This window comes from Vibrio sp. McD22-P3 (assembly GCF_021568915.1).
GTDB classification, from domain to species: Bacteria; Pseudomonadota; Gammaproteobacteria; order Enterobacterales; family Vibrionaceae; genus Vibrio; species Vibrio mediterranei.
Window position 1 is genome coordinate 202,707 of the sequence record NZ_JAKGTN010000011.1, and the last position, 21,413, is coordinate 224,119.

17 protein-coding genes and 1 tRNA gene are annotated in these 21,413 nt (G+C 41.8%); 8 read left to right on the top strand and 10 right to left on the bottom strand.

Annotated elements, in window-relative coordinates; genetic code table 11:
- The first annotated feature begins 143 nt into the window (after positions 1–143).
- Together L2W36_RS14860 and L2W36_RS14865 are read left to right on the top strand one after the other, a co-directional pair.
- Positions 144–2,498: a fatty acid cis/trans isomerase gene (locus L2W36_RS14860; protein ID WP_236110451.1), complete on the top strand. Its 2,355-nt coding sequence runs from the start codon at positions 144–146 to the stop codon at positions 2,496–2,498.
- Positions 2,499–2,528: 30 nt separating this feature from the next.
- Complete coding sequence (locus L2W36_RS14865; protein ID WP_006074903.1) at positions 2,529–2,714, top strand: hypothetical protein; 186 nt, start codon at positions 2,529–2,531, stop codon at positions 2,712–2,714.
- Between the two features lie 49 nt (positions 2,715–2,763).
- On the opposite strand, the gene L2W36_RS14870 is transcribed toward L2W36_RS14865, so the two are convergent.
- From L2W36_RS14870 to torS, 3 genes are all read right to left on the bottom strand, one after another.
- Positions 2,764–3,228, bottom strand: a complete 465-nt coding sequence (locus L2W36_RS14870; RefSeq protein ID WP_171394080.1) for an RES family NAD+ phosphorylase — start codon at positions 3,226–3,228, stop codon at positions 2,764–2,766.
- Positions 3,229–3,305: 77 nt separating this feature from the next.
- The gene (locus tag L2W36_RS14875) at positions 3,306–3,659 is read right to left on the bottom strand and encodes a hypothetical protein (RefSeq protein ID WP_236110427.1); all 354 of its coding nucleotides are present in this window, start codon (positions 3,657–3,659) and stop codon (positions 3,306–3,308) included.
- A gap of 74 nt (positions 3,660–3,733) precedes the next feature.
- Positions 3,734–6,655 carry a TMAO reductase system sensor histidine kinase/response regulator TorS gene (gene torS, locus L2W36_RS14880; RefSeq protein WP_236110428.1) on the bottom strand — a complete coding sequence of 974 codons (2,922 nt, stop codon included), beginning with the start codon at positions 6,653–6,655 and terminating at the stop codon, positions 3,734–3,736.
- Between the two features lie 92 nt (positions 6,656–6,747).
- On the opposite strand from torS, the gene torT reads away from it, so the two are divergent.
- Both torT and L2W36_RS14890 read left to right on the top strand, forming a co-directional pair.
- Positions 6,748–7,740, top strand: coding sequence for a TMAO reductase system periplasmic protein TorT (torT, locus tag L2W36_RS14885; RefSeq protein WP_062461515.1), 993 nt, complete (start codon positions 6,748–6,750; stop codon positions 7,738–7,740).
- A gap of 145 nt (positions 7,741–7,885) precedes the next feature.
- The gene (locus tag L2W36_RS14890) at positions 7,886–8,341 is read left to right on the top strand and encodes a methylglyoxal synthase (protein WP_006074898.1); all 456 of its coding nucleotides are present in this window, start codon (positions 7,886–7,888) and stop codon (positions 8,339–8,341) included.
- Positions 8,342–8,390: 49 nt separating this feature from the next.
- Here L2W36_RS14890 and L2W36_RS14895 read toward each other — a convergent pair whose 3' ends face one another.
- From L2W36_RS14895 to L2W36_RS14910, 4 genes are all read right to left on the bottom strand, one after another.
- A complete protein-coding gene (locus L2W36_RS14895; RefSeq protein WP_236110430.1) occupies positions 8,391–9,305 on the bottom strand; it encodes an alpha/beta fold hydrolase in 915 nt (304 codons plus the stop codon).
- A 172-nt stretch (positions 9,306–9,477) separates the two neighbouring features.
- Positions 9,478–12,642: a response regulator gene (locus L2W36_RS14900; protein WP_236110432.1), complete on the bottom strand. Its 3,165-nt coding sequence runs from the start codon at positions 12,640–12,642 to the stop codon at positions 9,478–9,480.
- 100 nt (positions 12,643–12,742) lie between these two features.
- Positions 12,743–13,612: a YdcF family protein gene (locus L2W36_RS14905; protein WP_236110434.1), complete on the bottom strand. Its 870-nt coding sequence runs from the start codon at positions 13,610–13,612 to the stop codon at positions 12,743–12,745.
- Positions 13,613–13,624: 12 nt separating this feature from the next.
- Complete coding sequence (locus L2W36_RS14910; protein ID WP_124942090.1) at positions 13,625–14,023, bottom strand: OsmC family protein; 399 nt, start codon at positions 14,021–14,023, stop codon at positions 13,625–13,627.
- Between the two features lie 126 nt (positions 14,024–14,149).
- Between L2W36_RS14910 and msrB the strand changes: the two genes are divergently transcribed.
- Positions 14,150–15,286 carry a peptide-methionine (R)-S-oxide reductase MsrB gene (gene msrB / locus L2W36_RS14915; RefSeq protein ID WP_236110435.1) on the top strand — a complete coding sequence of 379 codons (1,137 nt, stop codon included), beginning with the start codon at positions 14,150–14,152 and terminating at the stop codon, positions 15,284–15,286.
- A gap of 247 nt (positions 15,287–15,533) precedes the next feature.
- Positions 15,534–16,640, top strand: coding sequence for a mechanosensitive ion channel family protein (locus tag L2W36_RS14920; RefSeq protein WP_443088398.1), 1,107 nt, complete (start codon positions 15,534–15,536; stop codon positions 16,638–16,640).
- Between the two features lie 46 nt (positions 16,641–16,686).
- Here the strand turns inward: L2W36_RS14920 and L2W36_RS14925 are convergent, their stop codons facing one another.
- Positions 16,687–17,088 carry a hypothetical protein gene (locus tag L2W36_RS14925; protein ID WP_236110437.1) on the bottom strand — a complete coding sequence of 134 codons (402 nt, stop codon included), beginning with the start codon at positions 17,086–17,088 and terminating at the stop codon, positions 16,687–16,689.
- A gap of 110 nt (positions 17,089–17,198) precedes the next feature.
- Positions 17,199–18,251, bottom strand: a complete 1,053-nt coding sequence (gene aroG, locus L2W36_RS14930; protein WP_006074887.1) for a 3-deoxy-7-phosphoheptulonate synthase AroG — start codon at positions 18,249–18,251, stop codon at positions 17,199–17,201.
- Between the two features lie 381 nt (positions 18,252–18,632).
- On the opposite strand from aroG, the gene L2W36_RS27440 reads away from it, so the two are divergent.
- On the top strand, positions 18,633–20,249 hold the full coding sequence (locus L2W36_RS27440; protein WP_236110440.1) for a VRR-NUC domain-containing protein: 1,617 nt from the start codon (positions 18,633–18,635) through the stop codon (positions 20,247–20,249).
- A gap of 55 nt (positions 20,250–20,304) precedes the next feature.
- Here L2W36_RS27440 and L2W36_RS14940 read toward each other — a convergent pair whose 3' ends face one another.
- The gene (locus L2W36_RS14940; protein WP_006075750.1) at positions 20,305–20,985 is read right to left on the bottom strand and encodes a MaoC family dehydratase; all 681 of its coding nucleotides are present in this window, start codon (positions 20,983–20,985) and stop codon (positions 20,305–20,307) included.
- 332 nt (positions 20,986–21,317) lie between these two features.
- Between L2W36_RS14940 and L2W36_RS14945 the strand changes: the two genes are divergently transcribed.
- Positions 21,318–21,408 (top strand) — tRNA-Ser (locus tag L2W36_RS14945).
- The last annotated feature ends 5 nt before the right edge of the window (positions 21,409–21,413 follow it).

Sequence of the window (21,413 nt, forward strand, 5' to 3'; positions counted from 1 at the left end):
TCTAATATTGTTTCATCAAGGCTCAACGTTCCGTTGGGCCTTTTTTTTGTTAAACGTTGGAAAAATATTGATTTATTAACAAAAATTAGCACTATGCATAACAAGGAATTTGAACGCAATTTGCGTAGCATTGAGAGCTAATGATGAAAACGAAAAGTATTGTCCTTTATTTACTCGTACTGGTGTTTTCTGGTTGTGCTACTTACGCCGGCCTAAACTATGACCAGCTATTTGGAAAACCAGAAGTCCGGGAAAGAACCGTTACCCCAACCTCACCCACCGCAGATTACTTTCTTACTGAAGTTAAACCTATTATCGATAATCGCTGTGTCGTATGTCATGCATGTTATGACGCTCCTTGTCAGTTAAAACTGTCTTCTGTCGATGGAATAGACCGAGGTGCTAGTAAAGAAATGGTATATCAAGGCACTCGCCTAACGGCGTCTCAACCAACGCGATTGTTTGAAGACGCACAAAATACCTCTGAGTGGCGTGAACTCGGTTTCTTTCCTGTTTTGAACGAACGTCAGCAGACATTAGCTGGTAACTTGGACGCTGGGTTGGTCTCTCGAATGATCACTCAAAAAGCCAGACATCCTCTTCCGGAAACGGCACAACTTGAAGGTTTTGATTTCTCTATTGATCGTACTCAAGTTTGCCCGACTATTGAAGAATATGACGCTTATGAATCAGATTATCCGCTTTGGGGAATGCCTTTTGGTATGCCTAATTTGGAACCATCGGAGTATCAAACGCTGATTGCTTGGTTAAGTGCGGGAGCAAAAATGAATGCGCCTATCCCGCTGAACTCAGAAGAACAAATGATGGTCGACAAGTATGAAGTGTTATTAAACAAAAGTGCTCGCAAAAACCAACTTGCCGCTCGCTATATATATGAACATTTGTATTTGTCTCACTTGTATTTTTCAGAGATTGAGTCTCAACGTCGATTTTTCACCATTGTTCGCTCAGCTACGCCTCCAGGAGAACAATTAAAACGTATCGTCACCAGAAGACCTTATGACGCTCCGGGCGTGGACCGTGTCTACTATCGTCTTGTTCCCGTTCGAAGCACCATTGTTGATAAAACCCATATGCCGTTTGCACTTAACGATCAGAAATTGGAACAATGGTATGAATGGTTTATTGAACCGGATTATGTCGTTCAGTCCTTGCCAAGCTACGATATCAATATAGCAGCGAACCCTATGACGGCTTTCAAGGACATACCTGTGAAAGCGCGTTTTAGCTTTATGTTAGACAACGCACAAAACACAATTATGGCGTATATCAAGGGGCCTGTTTGTCGCGGTCAGTTAGCGCTTAATGTAATTAACGATCGTTTCTGGGTGTTCTTTTTAGATCCAGAGAAATCCGATATACCCGCGGTAAACCAATTTTATCAAGATCAAGCTGACAACTTAAAGCTCCCTAGCGAGCTAGAAAGCAATACCGTTCCAATCACTAACTGGGTCAAGTATTCGAATCAACAGGCTCGATACCTTGAGGCTAAATCTGAGTTTATGAACACGTGGTTTAAGGGTGGAAAGCATCTGACTACCGACGTACTTTGGACCGGGGATGGCGAGAACCCAAATGCTGCGCTAACCGTCTTTAGGCATTTCGACAGCGCATCGGTTGTTCAAGGGCTAGTTGGCACTAAACCCAAAACGGCATGGATCCTAGACTATGCGTTGCTTGAGCGTATTCATTACCTACTCGTTGCAGGCTTTGATGTTTATGGGAACTTTGGCCATCAACTTATCACTCGTATGTTTATGGACTTCTTGCGTATGGAAGGAGAAAGTAACTTCTTGGCACTGCTACCAAATACAGTTAGACATGAAGAGTTCAGCAGTTGGTATCAAGACCAAAGTCCGCAATTTAGTGCGTTCTTACAACGAAACATCAAACCATTTAGTCAACCGACTCAAGAGCTTTACTTAACTACAGATTACAAATCTGAGCTATTTGACAAGATTGAAGCCAAACTTGAGCCAGTGCTGCATGACCGATTTAAGATCGTCAACACAGGTCTTTCAGCAGAAAATGAGGCCTTGCTTCAGCAAATCGATAGCATCACAGGTGAAGGGCTTAAATCCGTACCGCAGATTATTATGGTGATGATAGAAACCGAGTCAGGTAATGCACAGTTATTTACGCTACTACACAATAATGCTCACATAAATATTTCGAGCTTATTTTCAGAAGAAGCCAACCGCGATTACAAGAATGACAGTCTCACATTTGTGCGTGGAGTGATCGGCAGCTACCCTGCTGCGTACCTAACTCTCAAAGAACGCGAAATTAAAAATTTCGTTAACGACCTTAAAAATATTCAGGATGAACAGAGCTACATAAAACTGCTCGACAATTATGCAGTTAGACGTAGTAGCAAAGAATTTTGGGGTTTTAGCGACCGCGTTCATGAGTTTTACCAACGCACCCAGCCTATCGAATTTGGTCTTTTGGACTATAATCGATTTGAGAACAGATAGGTGCTCTCCGGAACTCTTAGGAGGTGTATGATGAGCATTAAAGATAGCATTGAAGCCATCGAGCAACAGATATATGTTGCCTGTTCAGACGGCGACTACGAGGCCGTGAATATGTTGGAACACCAACTTGAACATTTGAGAGGACTCTCAAACAGAGGACTTGATGAAGACCCCTATGCGATTGAACATCGCACCTTCTATGAAGATGAACGGTAAATCATCAAGGACGATCTAATAAAGGGCTCATTTGAGCCCTTTTTTTATTTTATGATTTAATTATGAGCTGCTTACCATACACGGCGGCGAGGCGCTCATCCGGGTCATATAAGGTGATTTCACCATCCTCCCAACGGATAGCTACCAAGTTATACTCGCCTACCATTTGATAGCTAGGTACTAATAGTGCCTTTACCTCAGGACGTCGTTGAAGTGCTTGGTATAGAACCCAACCCAAAGGCTGTTTTTTCTTCAAAAGCTCAAGTCGCCAGCCTGGAGAGAACTCTTGATAATATAAACGTAAGTCGAGTACACCATTTATGTCGATATGGTATGAACATAACGTCATCGGGTCGAGCAAACGTGTCGATGCGCCACCTGCTACCTCGGCAATACACGTTTCCGGCTTCAAACTTAAGTACAGTGCGGGCGACCCCTTGGGATTGAATCGCCCCCCCACACGCGAAGCTCCTTCAGTACTCAGTGGAGACCATGCCCAAACCGGGTTGTGCATTCGATAACAAACACCTTGAAACCTAGTTAAAGGGGCAGAAAGCAGAGTGGATATCAGTGGATTGGTTTGACTTAACATCACTCAAAAGAACCCATCTCTTTTGCTGTAATATAATCGTTCAATGCGGCTACACCGTCAGCTTTATACTGCTTAATGACCTCCGAAGGCGTCAATCTGCCAAACGAAGCGATCGGTTCTCCAATAAACCATGACCAAGCCGCTTGCTCACTCGAAAACCAAGGCTGAACCCTTCTTAACAGTGCATGGACTTCTATAAGACGGGTTTGAATTCTCGCTTGCTTTATGCGGTCCACTCGTTTTAATGACTGAACAGGTAAGTCCACAAATAAAGCGATATGATCAACTGTCGTGTAAAACGCGTTGGCCCATAGTTTGGGATCTTCTAACCCTTCACGTTGTAAACTCAACATTGGCACCTCGACAAATTAATGACATGATATTACGTCAATTATAAGTCAATATCAGCAAGTAGTCACCTTTTGGTTCAACCTGTATACTTATCCAGTACTGCTATCAGTGAGTCTACGGACATTCTCTGAGCCGCAACCAAAGGTTCCAGCAGTTCTAAATATCGTCCAAGTTGATCTTCTGAAGATTCGATGGATAAACAGATTTCAAAAAGTCTACTTAAGCCAAGAGAGCCTGCAGAGCCCTTCATTTTGTGGGCTAACGCCTTAATATCTTTAGCATTATCAATTTGTGCGGCTTGTTCTAACTCGTGTAATGTCTGCTCACTTGTACGAGTAAATGCGTCTACAATCTTGGCCATTCTTTCGATTCCTAGCACTTTGATGTCTGCCTCAATAACACTAGGATCGATAATACCCGTTTGTTCAATAGCAGGTTCTTCATGAGTAGAAATTACATGTTCTTCATTTTTCATTTCGAAATCGCGGCCTTTTAACTTCGTTTGTATCATCTCTTTTAACGCTTCTCTATCTACGGGTTTCGGAAGGTAGCCATCAAAACCTGCTTCTAAGTAGCTCTCAACTTCCTCACTAAATACGTGAGCAGAAACGGCGATCATAGGCGCATGATGTTTTTGTGCTTGAGAATCTTCGATTTCACGAAGTTGATGCATTAGGTCAACGCCATTGCAGTCAGGAAGGTTGATATCAACTAGGACGATATCAAAGTCGTTATGAGAAAAAATATGTTTTGCATCATGGCCACTTTCAGCGCAAATGACATGGTGTCCCATATTCATTAAAAAGCCTTCAGCCACCATTGCGTTAACCGCATTATCTTCAATCAACAGGATGCGGCCATTTACCGTTTTAGTGATACCAAGCGGTTGGATTATTTCTTGTTTATCTATAGTGCATTGCTCCAGTGGAACAACAAACCAAAAGCGGCTACCTTCTTCTAAGTAGGAGTCAACGTAAACTGCCCCATTCATCGCTTTGACCAATTTTTGGCTGATCGCTAAGCCAAGCCCAGTGCCGCCCGCAGTTGAATACCCATTTTCAGCTTGAGTAAATGCGTCAAACAGATTGAGCTGATCCTCAGGACTGATACCAACTCCTGTATCTGAGACTTCAATCATGACACACGTTTCGTCATCTGGATCGAGAGAGACGTATATATCCACTTGGCCCGAAGGTGTAAACTTAATAGCATTACCGACGAGATTATTAAGCACTTGGCTTAATCGAGTGACATCGCCACAATAGACGTCAGACACGTCACTTTCGATATGAAATTTAAAGTCGAGCCCCTTCTCTAAAGCTTTGCCTAGCATAAGTTGATAGCAGTCTTGGATCATACGATAAAGATCAAACGGCTTATTTCTGATTTCTAAATGTCCTGCTTCTATTTTAGAGTAATCGAGCACATCATTGAGAATCGCAAGCAGGTTCTGACCACTTCGATTAATGACATCCAGAAACTTCTGTTGCTGGTTGTTTAGTGGTGTCTCTTCCATTAAAGCTGCTGTACCTAAAACTCCATTCATAGGAGTGCGTATTTCGTGACTCATTGTCGCTAAGAATGCCGATTTGGCACGGTTGGCTTGCTCCGCGGCATTTCTCGCTTTGGCATGGTTGAGTACTTCTTGATTTAATCGTTCATTACTCTTCTGAAGCTGTAACGTTCGATCAGCCACGATCTCTTCAAGATGTTCTTTATGCTCTTGAAGCTCTCTTTTTGCCGCTGCTTCAGCCTCAGCAACCACCTTAAGTGCCTGAGCAGTATTGCGAGCGGTGATGATGGCTTGTCCCATATGAGCAAGTTCATCATTACCCTTGACGGTGACATCCACCTTTAACTGGCCTTTAGCAATGGAAAGTAGTGCTGATGAGTATTCACCAAGACGTTTCACTACGGATACATAAACCACTCGCCATACAATCAAAACAACAACGACAAAACCTGCAATAGATAAAAGAGTTAACGTCCATTGCGCAAAGCTTAATGTCGAAGATAGCTCAGCCACCGCTTTCGTGGTCGTCGCATTTGATTGATCGACTAACTTCGACACGGTGGAGTTTAACGACGTAAACTGTTCTAGCGTCTCTTGCATCAATGCTTTAGAGCGTTGTCTAACATTGTGTTTCTGAGTAAGTAATGAGAAAACGCGCTTTCCTTGAGATAGTTCAGCCAAAAGCTCACTCATTTGCTTAGAACGAGCAGGGTCTTCAACTCCTTTGACTCGTCTTGTCATAATACTGATGTTGTTTTGGTAGTCCTTTTGCAGTTCTTCAATTCGGCCGAGATCTGAAACTGTACGACTCTCCTCAATTTGATTTAGAGTCTTAAAAGCCAATAAGTGCAACTCATGTAATCGTTCCGACAAGTCAAGGTCGACTTCTACCAAACTGTCTAGCGCATCTAGGGCATCGGCTTTATTTTCTTGCTCCAGTAAGCGATATATGTGAGTGACGTTCGCAACGGCGATAGTACTGGTGTTAAGAACCTGAGTGCGCGTTAGCTGCTCGAGTTCTTCTGCTTTTACTCTTAGAAGCTCGACTTCATCATCAATAGACTGATCCAATGTAATAGATTGCTCCACAGCAACTCCAAGCTCGACAAGACTATCAATAATTGATTGGACATAGTTCTCAAGCTCGTTGAGCAATTGAGAATCAAATGAGTCTGAACCTAACGTTTTTATATGAGTGAGGAGCGCTTCCAAACGTGAAAATAACACCTTGCCGGCTTCTTGGTGTTGTTCTTTGGTTTTCGCATTAGACAAGGTTTGGACAGAAGCGATGATACGAGTACTCAACTCTGATACTTCACGCGCTTCGAGCATTGAAGGAATAGCGGTATCGACTACATTGCGCTCTGTTTTAGCAACAAAAGAGAACCCTGATACACCGATAGCCGTTGATAACAGAACCAACATCGCCATAACAAGAAACGAGAATAATAATTTACGGCCAATACTGGCTTTAGCGAGTAACATTAACCACTCCGGCAGAATCCACTTCTTTACTCTTTGATAGTACGCTATATTTTGCAGTGTTGAAGATAGAGATGCCACTAAACGATTAACCAATGTCAAAAAAAAACATATTCCATTCCATTTTCTCTGCTGCCTTGCTCATTTCTAGCTCGCAAGCCATCGCGTCTCAAGAAAAGATCTGTGCAATTTATCCTCACCTCAAAGATTCCTATTGGCTATCCGTTAACTACGGCATGGTTCAAGAAGCCAAAGAGCAAAAAGTAGAGTTGAAAGTGTTAGAGTCTGGTGGCTACCCTAATATTGATAAACAAAGGGCTCAGTTAAGCGCTTGTCGTCAATGGAATGCGGATGCCATTATACTGGGCACCGTCTCGCCTACCGCATTCACACACGATTTATCGGTCTATACAGGTGATGTACCAGTTTTTGCAACCGTTAATCACCTTGTCGTCGACAAACAACAATCTAAACACGTGAAAGGCGTGGTTGGCGTTGATTGGTATTGGATGGGTTACAGAGTTGGAGATTATCTTGCCAAGAAACACCCCAAGGGCTCAGGAAACACCCCTGTAGCATTGCTACCTGGTCCTCGCTCTAGTGGTGGCACGAAGCCCGTCATTCTTGGGTTTCTCGAAGCTATCAAAGATAGCGACATCAATGTAGTAGAAACTCTATGGGCTGACAATGACAAGGAGTTACAGCGTAACTTGGTTCAAAAGGTTATAGAGGACCACGATAGTCTGGCCTATATTGTTGGGAGCGCTGTTGCGATTGAAGCAGCAATCAGTGAACTACGAAGTTCTGGGAAAGAAGATAGTATTGAGCTTTTGTCCATCTACCTCAGTCACGGTGTTTACCGTGGGTTACTGCGAGATAAAGTTCAACTAGCTCCAACAGACAAAATGGTTGAACAAGGTCGCCTCTCATTGCTCCAAGCCACTTCTTACTTGAGAGGTATTCCATTTCAAAAAGACCAAGCACCGAGTATTGAAGTACTTTCACCGACACACTTATCGAGTCTAGCGATTGAAAAATCACTATCTCCTACAGGCTACCGACCTGTCTTCTCAGTCCAAGGAGATTAACTGTCACAGATATCAGTTATCTTCATTGATACTGAGTAATACAACTATTAACATCAAAGTATCTGAATACCTTTCAATTCCAATAATCAATGTGACAATACTCGGTTATTGGAATTGGAAGATAAACACTTAGGAATTGAGTCAAATGCAAAAAACCATTCGTACCATGCCAGCACATAAACACATTGCATTGGTCGCACATGACCATTACAAACCAGAATTGCTGCGTTGGGTACAAGAGAACAAAGAAAAGTTACAAGGTCACTTTTTGTACGCCACTGGCACCACTGGCCACATGTTAAGTAAAGAGACCGGCTTAGCAATCAAAAGTATGATTAGTGGCCCAATGGGTGGCGACCAACAAATCGGTGCGTTGATCTCTGAAGGTAAATTAGACATGCTGATTTTCTTCTGGGACCCACTAAACGCGGTGCCGCATGATCCTGATGTTAAAGCCCTACTGCGTATCGCTAGCGTTTGGAATATCCCTGTCGCCACAAACCGTGCAACGGCCAACTTCTTGTTTGAGTCCAACCTTCTAGAGCAAGAAGTTGAAATCGAAGTTCCAGATTACGATGCGTATTTGGCTGAGCGAGTCTAGGCATTCAAACAAAGCGCCAGTAACTTACTGGCGCTGTCAATTTGCTACTTTAACTCCGAGCTAAATGTTCCAACAGTGCAACATTCACTTGCTCAGCCGCCTCAAACTGCAATACGTGACCAGCATTCTTCAATAACACTAATGTTGTTTTTTCACCCAACATGTCAACTACCCTGCTAGCATCTTTAACTGGTATTACTTTGTCTTGATCACCCCAAATAACCAATTTGTTTATGCCACTTCGCCCAACTACTTTATAATCTTCGCTAGGGTCTTTGGAAATTAGGTTAATAGCCGTATCGATAATGGCTCTTCTGAAACCTCTGTATTGCATTTGCTCTGCAAACCTCTTTTCCCAATTTGGCTGTTTTTCCGGATAGACTAAATCATTAAGTTGATTGGCGGCAAGCTTCGGAATAAAGAAACTATATCCAAGCCATTTGCCAATGACAGGTAATGTCAATGAACCAAGGTCAATAGGCTGATTAAACGGTGCAATGTAACCCACACTCAGTACTTTGTGTGGGAATGTTGAAGTGTAGCCCGACACTATTGCACCTCCCATAGACAAACCAATCAAGTGAAATTTATCCTTCGGCACAACTGCCTGCGTTAACTGTTCTATCTGGTTAACAAATAGTTGGCAATCATAGGTTGTATTAGGTCGATCACTGAAACCGCGTCCATACAAATCAAACGTAAGCACTCTGTAGCCTGCACTAACAAGCGAAGATATGTTTTTCTCCCACATATATGAGGGTGCGGAAAAACCATGAACCAGCACCACTACCTCGCCACATTCGTCACCTTGTAATTCATAATGAACATAACCCTCTGACAGTTTAATCACTCTCCCAGGCACCAGAGCTCGACTATATTGGTCGAGGGAACCCTTCTCTGTATTACGAATAATGGGTAACAATAAAGCAGCAAATATAAGAATTGAAATAGAGATAAGTAGCATCGAAACACTCGCGTAATTTAGGTTTACTCATAGTAGGTGTTTCGTTGTGATGGTTCACCTAATAAAGCGAACAAAGTATGCCTTTATTTAATAGTACAATGGCATTGCTATCTTTCGTGACGTTATATGTGTCCCCGCAATGCCATTGTTAAAAAGACTAGGTCTAGAAAAACTAAGACAGATAGTTGTTCATTTCATGTAGGAGTTTTTCTCTGCGAACAGGCTTTGGCACATAAGCATCCATTCCTGCATCAAAACACTTCTGAATATCATCATCGACCACACTGGCTGTTAACGCGATTATTGGCGTTGGGTTCAATCCATTCTCTTTCTCGTACGAGCGTATATCCTGTGTTGCATGAAAGCCATCCTTTATTGGCATCATACAGTCCATCAAAATGACATCGAACTTACCTTGACTGATAAATAGCTCCAATGCTTCTTGGCCATCAGCCGCTATCACGTAATCAAACCCAGCTTTTTTGAGATGTAGTGATGCAACCTTCTGATTAACTAAATTATCTTCCACCAACAGAACTCTTCCAGAAGAGTGAGCATCAGACACTGACTGAGCTTCTGCCAGTGCTGGATTAGATTTAGGCGTCTGTTCAATCGATATCTTGTTATCGAGTACGATAGGACTATCAACCGCGCCTTTAAGCTCAATCGCCGACACGATCTTTTCTTTGAGTATTTCGGCTTTGAAGGGCTTAGGAACATAATCATCCATACCCGAGTCAAAACACTTCTGAATGTCATCATCGACTACACTAGCTGTCAAAGCAATAATTGGAGTCCGAGGTAGATGATTATTAGATTCGTAACTGCGTATTTTTTCTGTCGCTTCGAATCCGTCCATAATAGGCATCATACAGTCCATCAAAATAAACGCGTAGCTCGTATCTTTCTTGTAATGCTCAATAGCTTCTACACCGTTGTTCGCAACATCATATTCAAGCCCCATTTTATTAAGGTGCAGGCTAGCTACTTTTTGATTCACGATATTATCTTCAACTAATAAGACTTTGACTCGTTTAGTAGCATAAGTGTCGATGTTTGGAGTAGCTAGCCCTTTATCTAACGTCCGACAGCACGCCTCGAGCGATTTCAAAAGTCGATTACCCAGTAAAGGGTAAGTAATGAGTGCGCAAATGTTATTGCCAAAGTCCTTATTCGAGCTTTCAAACTGTCTGATTAAACATATTGCCGTTCGGTTAGCTTGGATCTCTGCAAAGCGTGTTTCATCCTTATCAGAACTGACATCTCCACCTTCAACATAAATTAATAAAGTTTTCTTCTGTGGATTGAGCAAGTCAGCCTCTTGAATTGAACGGCAAACCCGAGCGATGTTCAGCTGATAAAAGTCGAGCTCAGTACGTAAACGGCGTTCATAGGCCGGCGCATCACAAACAATAACGAGCTCATCGAAGAGTAATGGACTGCGGTGCTGATACTCTTTTTCATCAATGGCTAAATCTAGTGTGAAGTAAAAGCGACTCCCTACTCCCTTCACTGAATCAAGTCGGATTTCCCCTCCCATTAATTCAATCAATTGAGTGCTGATCGCTAATCCAAGACCCGTACCTCCAAACTGTCGCGTTGTAGAGTCATCTTCTTGAGCAAACGCTTCAAAGATTTTGGATTGCCTTTCTTTGTCGATGCCAATACCCGAATCCTGAACTTCAAACATCAACGACGCCATGTTATTAGACTCGCCTTGATAGTGTACTCCTATGGTAACACTACCTTTATCAGTGAATTTAACGGCATTAGACATAAAGTTCATTAACACTTGACGCATGCGATGATCATCAGCAAGAACACGAAACGGAACGTTCTGGTCGATATCAACGATTAGCTCTATGCCTTTCTCTTTGACTTTTGGTGCCACGATCGATGCGATGTCATAAATCGTTTCCCGTATAGAAGTGGAGTGCGGGTTGATTTGAAGCATCCCTGATTCAATCTTCGAAAAGTCTAGGATGTCATTGATTAGGCTTAATAGCAGCTGGGAAGAGGTCTCAATCGTATCAACGTAATCTTTTTGAGTAGCAGTCAAGTCTGTATCAGACAAGACTTCAGAAATACCAATAACACCGTTTAGAGGGGTACGAATTTCATGTGACATGTTTGCTAAAAAACTACTCTTTGCTTTACTTGCTTCGATGGCATTTTCTTTCGCATGCTCGGCTGCGTTTTTAGCTTCAAGCAGCTTACGTTGACTCTCTTGCTGTTCGTTCGTCAACCTTTCGACCTCACGTGCAAAGCGGCTCAATTCGTCTTTACCGCCAATTCGAGCCGTAAGCGGTATGTCTCCAGTACTTTTTTCATTCTCCAAGTAAGATAGAACCAAACTCAAATTACGAGTTACACGATGAGCAAGACTTATCCCAATACCGACCACTAAGATGGTTAGAACGCCAACTAGTGTTAAAAACAGCAGTCTTTGTTTTTCAAAGCCAGAGACAAGTTCTCTAATTTCACTTCTAAGTTGTACCTCAATAGACTGAGACACGCCCTGAATTAGATTGAGCCTCAAGTCTAGCGCTTCCATTCCAAGCTTAATATCAGCTACAGATAAAGCGTTTGCACTCTTGGTATTTAAAAGCTGCTCTCTAAAAACACTGCTCTGCTCAAAAGCAGCGTTAGAAAAGGCTTTCAATAGCAAACTAACTTGAGTTTCATCCGCATTTATCGCGATAAACCTTTCTACAAAAAGTTGCTGGCTCTGCACTAAGTTAATTATCGACTCTCTTGCTGATAGCATAGCTTCACTGTTTAGTTGATTGCCATTTACTAACGCATTGATCTGCCAGATTTCTTCTCCAGCCCAGAACATTAGCCACTCTAACTGTGCGAGAGATACCAAGTGCCCATCGACTTGTGGAATAACAGCCGTTAATGGAGTTTTCTCTACAAACAACAGTAATTGCTTGTAACTCTCATTTTGCCAATCAACTAGCTCATGGGTCTCCGTTATATCTTGGCTATCTCTAATCGATTCAAGCGTTTCAAAATAATCAACAAGAAGGTTATCAATCCGCTTTAAATCTTCTACACCGTATATTTTTGCCGCATATTGTTGGAGAGAATCAAGCACAGGGGAAAGCTCAACAGTCGCCTTTTCAAGTCGCGTAGAATTTGACTGTGATTGTGTATCGGAAAGAATTTCAGAAAAGCGTACTAACGCTTCTACTTTTTCAAGGTTGTTTAGTTGGAGATTTAGGGTAGAAATCTGACGAGATGCCAAGAAAATAATCAGCACTATCGGTAACAACACAAGTAAAACCATTTTGCGTTGAACCGACAAGTTATTCCAAAAGTTAAGTTGCCTCATTCCCTTGCCCAACTAAAGTTTAGATACTTTGAGTGTAGGACATCATGGAGACAGGTCGAACTAATCGACTAATTTAATGATAATTTTCACCAGAAGTCTGTTATCGCCACCACTTAATACTCTCGTCCCGCTCAGGATCCAAACATCGATTTAGGTAGTTTAATACAGTGTCGAATAAAGAAAGATCGTTCTCTATGTCACTGGTGTTCTCTGTTGATGATGTTCTTTCAACTGCTGCCTTCAAGGCCGGCAGTTGGTCATACAACACAGCATGAGATGTAGGCGAAACGAGATCTTCTAACTGCGCTAATGCACGATGGGCAATAGATAACGGTTTTACGACTACTTCAGATAAAGGACGTCTAAACACCTTATCCCTAACCCCCTCCAAATACACACGGTAAGTCGTCAGTTCATCGAGCAAGAGAAACAACTGTCCGTTTACACAGTGGTGAGGATAAGGTACTGGGAAATGTGACTTTATGTCAGATGAGATAGTTAAATTCAACCCTGCACGCTGGCATTCGGATTTTAGGTAGCGTAGCAAACCTTGCTCATCGAGTAAGGATTGGATGGTAAACATCCTTTCCAAGTGGTAGTCATTCGAAACAAACTTCACTTCAATTTTCGCATCATTTTGTAGCAATTCACTTTCTAAGAGTACTTCTGACAAGTGAATGATGTTTTCCACCGTACTTGTTGATTCCTCTTCGAGCAAAACAGCGCCAATGTTGGAATTATCCATCGATGAAAGACCAGCTTCAAACGCTTCAAACATTAATCGAGCCTCAGAAACTGACTGTCCATTCGTCACGCCACCACAAAAGGCAATAATCGATGAGCTACAGTCACTGCTGCCAACATGACGCAAGATTTCTTCAACTCTAGACATTCCTTCCAGAGTGAGTGCATTGTTGTTGAGGCGCTTTCCTAGAACAACGATAAGTTGATCGAATTCCTTTTCTTTCACCGATGTCGTCCTTTAAATAATTTCCCAAGAGTGAGTCATTTCAACACCAGCACCAAGCATGAGACATACCGAGCAATATTTCTCTAATGAATCTTTGGTTACCTTAGCCACTAAGGCTTCGTCAAGATTGTCACCACTGACTTCGAAATGAATGTTAATCGCGGTAAAGATTCTTGGTGCTGTTTCACGTCGTTCTGTCGTTAGCTTCGCATTTACCGATGTTACGGCTTGGTTTTCTGACTTTAATCCGTCTACCACATCAACTGAACTACAACCACCTGCTGCCATTAAAACCATTTCCATCGGACTTGGTGCGGTATCACCCCCACTGCCATCCATCACGATGGAATGACCAGATTGAGATTGTCCTAAAAACTTGAATCCTTCGATCCATTTCACTTCCGCTTGCATATAAACCTCTGCACTCCGACTGATTGTAAGGACTGAGATAGTAACCGATAAAACGGCAATTTGAAATTTTTCCCCATGCCACTCTGTCTACTAGAAATAACAAACACTACTTAATTTGGAGCTTAAATGACGAACTTCACCAAACTACTTGTTGCGTTAGTAGCGGCCGTTCCAGTTTTTTGGCTTATGGTACCGAGCAAGGGGATGGCTGACTCACCTAAAACAAAAGGAGCGAATCAAGAGGTCGCGACTTTAGCGGGTGGCTGTTTCTGGTGTACTGAATCAGATTTAGAACAATTACATGGCGTGACAGAAGTTGTATCTGGTTATGCGGGTGGTCAACAACAAAACCCGACATACCGACAAGTCGCGAGTGGCAGCTCAGGTCATATTGAAGTTGTTCAAGTAAGCTATGATGCTGACGAAGTCTCGTACGAGCAAGTTCTTGACTACTTCTTTCGCCATATTGATCCAACTGATGATAAAGGCTCATTCGTAGACCGAGGGCCGCAATATCGCCCTGCTATTTTCTACCATAACACCGACCAAAAGCAGATTGCGGAGCGATTTATGTCCGAGATAGACACACTCGGTGTGTTTCAAAAACCTCTCGCTACCGAGTTGATTGCTTTTGATACTTTCTGGCCTGCGGAGGAATACCATCAGGATTTTTATAAAAAAAGTAGCTTGAAATACAAATACTATCGATACAATTCTGGTCGCGACCAATACTTAGATGAGATTTTCGGTGAAGACAGAAAAGATAACCCAATGACCCTTCGCCAAATGATAGATAACCAAATGAATAAGACTTCGGTAAAGCGTTATACCAGGCCAGATAACAATGAAATCAAACAGACCCTTACTGACTTACAGTTCTATGTTACTCAAGAAGATGGTACAGAAAAGCCATTCAACAATGAATATTGGGATAACAAAGAGGATGGTATCTACGTAGATGTTGTTAGTGGAGAGCCTCTATTTTCTTCCACTGATAAGTACAAGTCGGGAACCGGCTGGCCTAGCTTCACTAAGCCCATAGACGAGGGTTACATTGTCACAAACACTGATTATAAGATGATTTTTCCAAGAACTGAAGTAAGAAGCAGATTTGCAGATTCTCATCTTGGGCATGTGTTTAAAGATGGCCCCGCACCTACAGGACTGCGTTACTGCATGAACTCAGCGGCAATGCGTTTTATTCCAAAATCAATGCTTGCACAGCAAGGTTATGAACAATACTTAGCTTTGTTTGACCAATAAGTGGGCAGCATAAACCTATGCTGCAAGTGTTGCTCATTTTTCAAAGGTTGAACGCACGCGATACCAGTCTACTCTCGGTATCGCGTTTCTTTTTGTATTGAAAAAATGGTTTGTTGCCATAAAATAAAAATCACTTTCTGCATGTACTATCCTTATTAATCTGAGTAATATCCGATAATTACGATTCATTTACTCATTGTTTGATCTGAACAAATACATTGAGTTAATAGAAAGGTTTCTAACGGCGATGAACAGTTCTATGGATACGCTACAAAACTATATTCAATCTTTTGGCTACGATCTATTAAGTAATCTACTACTTATCACTGGCAGTAGTTTCCTTCTTTGGGTTGTTTGGCGAATATTCTATGGGCGACTTGAAGCACTGACACAAAGAACCAGTCTTGTATGGGATGATCTACTTATCAAAGCGGTTAAGTCTCCTATTAGTGTCCTCATTTGGCTCTGGCCTGCAACCGTATCTATTGGGTTAGTTCTGACCTCTCATACAGACACAGATACGAGTTGGTTAAATAAGGTCGACTTACTGCTTGTTATATCAACCTTTATCTGGATTTTTCTTCGACTTATTCAAAACGTTGAAGAGCATGTCTTGGCTCAGAAAAAACGCGATGAGACGACCGTTCAGGCCATAGCAAAAGTAGCGCGCTTGTTTTTTATCTCCATAGGCATATTGACGGTAATGCAGGCGCTAGGCCTCAGTCTATCAGGCTTACTTACCTTTGGTGGCGTCGGTGGCTTAATTGTTGGTCTTGCGGCTAAAGACCTACTGTCTAATTTCTTTGGCGGCATGATGATTTATTTTGACCGCCCATTTAAGGTCGGTGACTGGATACGCTCTCCAGACCGCGCAATAGAAGGAACAGTGGAACGTATTGGTTGGAGAATGACCATTATTCGTACCTTTGATAAAAGACCACTCTATGTTCCAAACTCTGTTTTCAGCAACATTGTCGTTGAGAATCCCTCACGTATGCTTAATCGCAGAATCTATGAAACGATTGGTCTTCGTTATGACGATGGAGACAAAGTCAGTCAGATTGTTGATGAAGTGAAAACCATGCTAGAAAATCATAAAGATATCGACACCAAACAGACACTGATGGTGAATTTCGATAAATTTGGTCCTTCTTCGCTTAACTTTTTTATCTATACCTTTACCAAAACAGTAAACTGGGCTCGCTATCATGAAGTAAAGCAAGATGTCTTATTAAAAGTAATGGACATTATTAAGAAAAATGACGCTGATATTGCCTACCCTACGCAAACTTTGAAACTTGATCCTGTCTCGATTCATGAACACCCCACTGTGAAAGACATCATTGTCGAGTGACTTTAAAAGGGAGCATTTAATGCTCCCTTTTCCGTCATAAAACGCATTAGCTTTTGAGTTGTCTGGCTTGATACTTTTCTGATTTGAATCCGCCATTTCTTCGTTTCATCTTTACCTCTACGGATCTAGCCTTGTTGGAAACATCGTAACGGATAGCCTGCTTCAGGTAAGCATCATTTAGTCTAGACTCTCTCGCCTCGAGTTTTATTGTTTTCGAAGAACGATTCACGTGACAACGATAATCCCAGTCGTTGTTACCATCTTTTAATGCCAGAAGTACTTGTTTTCCGGCTAGCCCTTTTGTATTGATTCCACGTGGTTGTTTATCAATGGCAAGCGCTAGACCTGCCGTACAGAGTTGTTCATTGGTCAATGTGGTTGCACTTACGGTAGTAGGAAGAAGAACGCTAAAGCAGACGATGAGGATATGATGGATAGACAGTTTCATTATATTTAACCTAAAAATATGATAAGGCCACACATAATAGTATGCCATACTGTATAATTCAATAAAAAAGCCCTCGGTTAGCCAAGGGCTTAAACATCTATCAAAAATGCTTACGCTTTACGACGTGCTTCAACAGCGTCTGCCAGTTCACGAAGTACATTTTCAGTATCTTCCCAACCGATACACGCATCAGTAATCGACTGACCATAAGTTGGCGCAACTCCATCTACTAAATCTTGGCGGCCTTCAACTAGGTGAGACTCAATCATTACACCAAAGATAGCGTCTTCACCGTTAGCCATCTGCTGAGCTACATCGCTAGCAACGACTTTTTGACGTTGGAATTGCTTTGAGCTATTCGCATGACTAAAGTCAATCATAACTTTTGCAGGTAGGCCATTCGCTGTCAGCTCATCTTTGATCGCTTTTACATGATCAGCACTATAGTTTGGCTCTTTACCACCGCGCAAAATAATATGACAGTCAGGGTTACCAGCGGTTTCAATAATCGCCGAATGACCGTATTTGGTTACAGACAAGAAGTGGTGAGAAGCGCTAGCAGAGCGAATCGCATCAGACGCAATCTTGATGTTACCGTCAGTACCGTTTTTAAATCCTACAGGGCAAGAAATACCAGAAGACAGTTCGCGGTGAACTTGAGACTCAGTTGTACGCGCACCAATCGCACCCCAGCTAATAAGGTCAGCAACATATTGCGGGCTGATCATATCAAGGAATTCACTCGCCGTTGGCATGCCCATATCAGTCAAGTCTAGGAGTAGCTTACGACCCATACGCAAGCCATCGTTAATCTTGAATGTGTCGTTTAAGTAAGGGTCATTAATGAGGCCTTTCCAACCTACTGTTGTGCGTGGCTTCTCAAAGTAAACGCGCATTACGATTTCTAGTCTGTCACCAAGTTCGTCACGCAGTACTTTTAGTCGTTTGCCGTACTCAATCGCCGCTTCAGTGTCATGAATAGAACATGGACCGACGATCACTAGCAGACGGTCATCGTCGCCTTGAAGGATATTGTGGATTGCTTTACGTGCGTTAAACGTTGTTGAAGAAGCAACTTCTGTCGCTGGAAACTTCTCTAAAACAGCAACTGGTGGTAATAGTTCTTTTACTTTATTAATTCGTACATCATCAGTTTGAAACATTGCTTACTTCTTCCTATTCTTTTAAATCTACATCTTTGATACACGACCGCATTCCATTTTGTGACTTATGTCGTGCTCTTTCCTTGTAACTTATCTGCTTCGAACAATAAGTTCAATCACTATTTAAATAAAAAGGCAAATTAATTGCTCGTTTTTAAAATTAGACACAGTGTAAACATATTAATACAGTTATTTTTGAATAATAATCATACAGTTAATTAGTATTGTCAGAAAAACATCCATTTGGCTGATAGATCTACATCACTAATCTACGACTCAACAAACGCTCTGTTTTTGGTAATGTGATATTTTTTATAGCTCAAATTACTCAACTAATATTTAATAAAACGGAATTCACCTAAACAAGAAGCGTCGTTCCTAGTGCCTGTTTTTTCACCACCTACTCTGTCACCTAAGTATTATCGAGATAACTTCATACGTTTGTTGTTGCATGTTGAGTCTATCAACTCTGATTTATTGAAACAGAGTGAACGACATTGGATTGAATCGTTTCACACTCTTAGTGAAAACGCACAATGCCTTGTTATTCGGTTAATGACTCGCAAGGGGATTTGGTTTAGAGACGATAAACTGAACTATCCCGAGATCGGCTGTCTCGATTCACCCATATTAGAACTCATAGAGTATGGTTTTATAAGTACAGAGCCACCGACAAGTTCATTTGAACTCGCATCCACGTTGTTATCAAAACCTGAGATTCTCACTTTTTATTCAGGTCTAAAACGTACCGCTAAAAAGAACGAACTGATAGAACAGTTACATCACAAACAGCCTAATCATGTTCCGAAACTTCCGTTCACTGTCGTCAGATTGTTGGACGATGAGGTGTTACCCCTTCTTTGTTTACTATTCTTTGGAAATCGGCACCAAGAGTTTGCACAATTCGTTTTAGAGAACTTAGGAATTCATAAGTTCGAGAATTATGAAGTGTCTAAGGCAACTAGGTTGTTCAATAATAGAGCGGAAATCGACTCAACTCTTGAAATTACAGATCTAAGGATAGCGTACACAGAACTAACAAAGCCTTGTTCTAAGCTCATAAGGCAATTTGCTGACTTGCTCCCATCTGCAAACGGACAGTACGCCACTAGGCAGTTAGACAAACTCACTAATCTAATCGCGAGAGATCTCGAGCGACAAGGCGACCTCGACCTCGCTTTTCGCCTGTTCGAGTCCTCTCGGCTCCCGCCATCGAGGGAGCGACAAGTTCGTATACTAATTCATCAAGAGAAATTCGAGGCAGCCATTAGAATTGCACTAACAATGATTAGAAGCCCTCTAAGCATCGATGAGCAAGAAGTCGGAGAACGACTCAAAACTAAACTCGACAGGAAATTAAAGACAACTCTTGAGAAGATGGTCAAACCTAGTTTTCCAGAACGTAGGTTCAATCTTGATTTATCTCATGAACGTGTTGAATTAGTCGTTTGCAATGAGCTATCTGATCTAGGATGGAAGGTTTTCTATTTAGAGAATCAGTTTCTCAACACTATGTTTGGATTGGTATTTTGGGACATTATTTTTGCCCCCGTCGAAGGCGCTTTTATCAATCCGTTCCAACGCCAACCGCTCGATTTATATCATCCATCATTTATTGAAAAGCGAAAAGGCGCCATCGAACAAAGGCTATCCGAAGTTAAACGAACTGGTGTTAAGCCGTACCTAAACATTCTAGAAACCAAAAAAGATATTCAGAACCCATTCATTGTTTGGGACCTAGTGGATACCGAATGGTTAGAGTTGGCAATGACATCCATTGACTATGAGCAATTAGCAGATTTGTTTGCTGTTCTTCTCTCAGACCTAAGAGCCTATCGCAATGGTATGCCTGATCTAGTCGCGTTTAAAGGCAACGAATGGTTATGGTGCGAGGTAAAGGGACCTGGTGACAAACTTCAGAACAATCAAAAACGTTGGTTTAAACAGATGGAGAGATTAAATATTAATTATGAAGTGTGTTACGTCAATCATGACTGAGTTAGTGGCAAGCAAAAAAAAACCAGCAATGATGCTGGTTTTTTTGAAATTCGACTTAGAAGTGTAAGTGAATCACAGATGTCGCAATGCACGCTGGGCGACGGATCCCTTCTATTTCTACGCGTATTTCACGCTCTATCTCAAGACCTTTCTTGATCGGTGTAACTTTGACCAAGGTACTCTTAGCACGAAGGTTACTACCTACCTTAACTGGATATGGGAACCTTACTTGGTTCAACCCGATATTTACCATCATCTTCGCAGTCGGAAATAGAGGTTTATCTGGGTCAACACTATCTGTTAGTGCTGGCAACAAAGACAGAGTTAAGAAACCATGTGCGATAGTGGTCTTAAATGGTGATTCTTGTTCTGCTCTTTCTGGATCAGTGTGGATCCACTGGTTATCTTCAGTAATTGATCCAAATTGATTGATTCGTTCTTGACCTACGTGAATCCAGTTACCTTCATGAATCACAGTGCCAATTTTGTCTTGCAGTTCGTCAAATAGTGCCTGTGCTGCGGGCTTGAGCACAATTTCTGGTTCGACCTGTACTACATGTGGTTCATTTACTGCAGGCTTGTGATAGTCTCTGACCCATGCTAAAAAATTGCTATGGTTTGTCTTGTCGACAAACTCAGTCCAATATTCGCGAATAGTGGGCGACATCCATTGCATAAGCTCAGACTGATGCTTAACCGAATCAGCTCTTTGTTTAAACAATTTTACAACTTTCATCTTGACCTCAAATCTCAGTTCATAAGAACTAACCCTACTATTTTGAAGCATGTCCCTTCATCACGCAAACTTTTTCGAGCGAACACGCGTATTCTGAACGCTGTTTTATTTTTATATTTCAACACCTTAGCAATAAAAAACATTATTTTATTTAGCAGTAAAACTCGCTGAATATCCTCTTTTAGTAAAACAATCTTCTTGGAATCACACACATAACGAGCATCATGAGTAAATCGACATCACTTTGACTACATTTAACGCAGTCAGTGTTCCAAAGGCAATTTTCTTCTTTACAGCCCTTTCCTATGATTCTATTATTAGCGCCACAAAACGGAGAGATGGCTGAGTGGTTGAAAGCACCGGTCTTGAAAACCGGCATACGTTAATAGCGTATCTAGGGTTCAAATCCCTATCTCTCCGCCACTTTT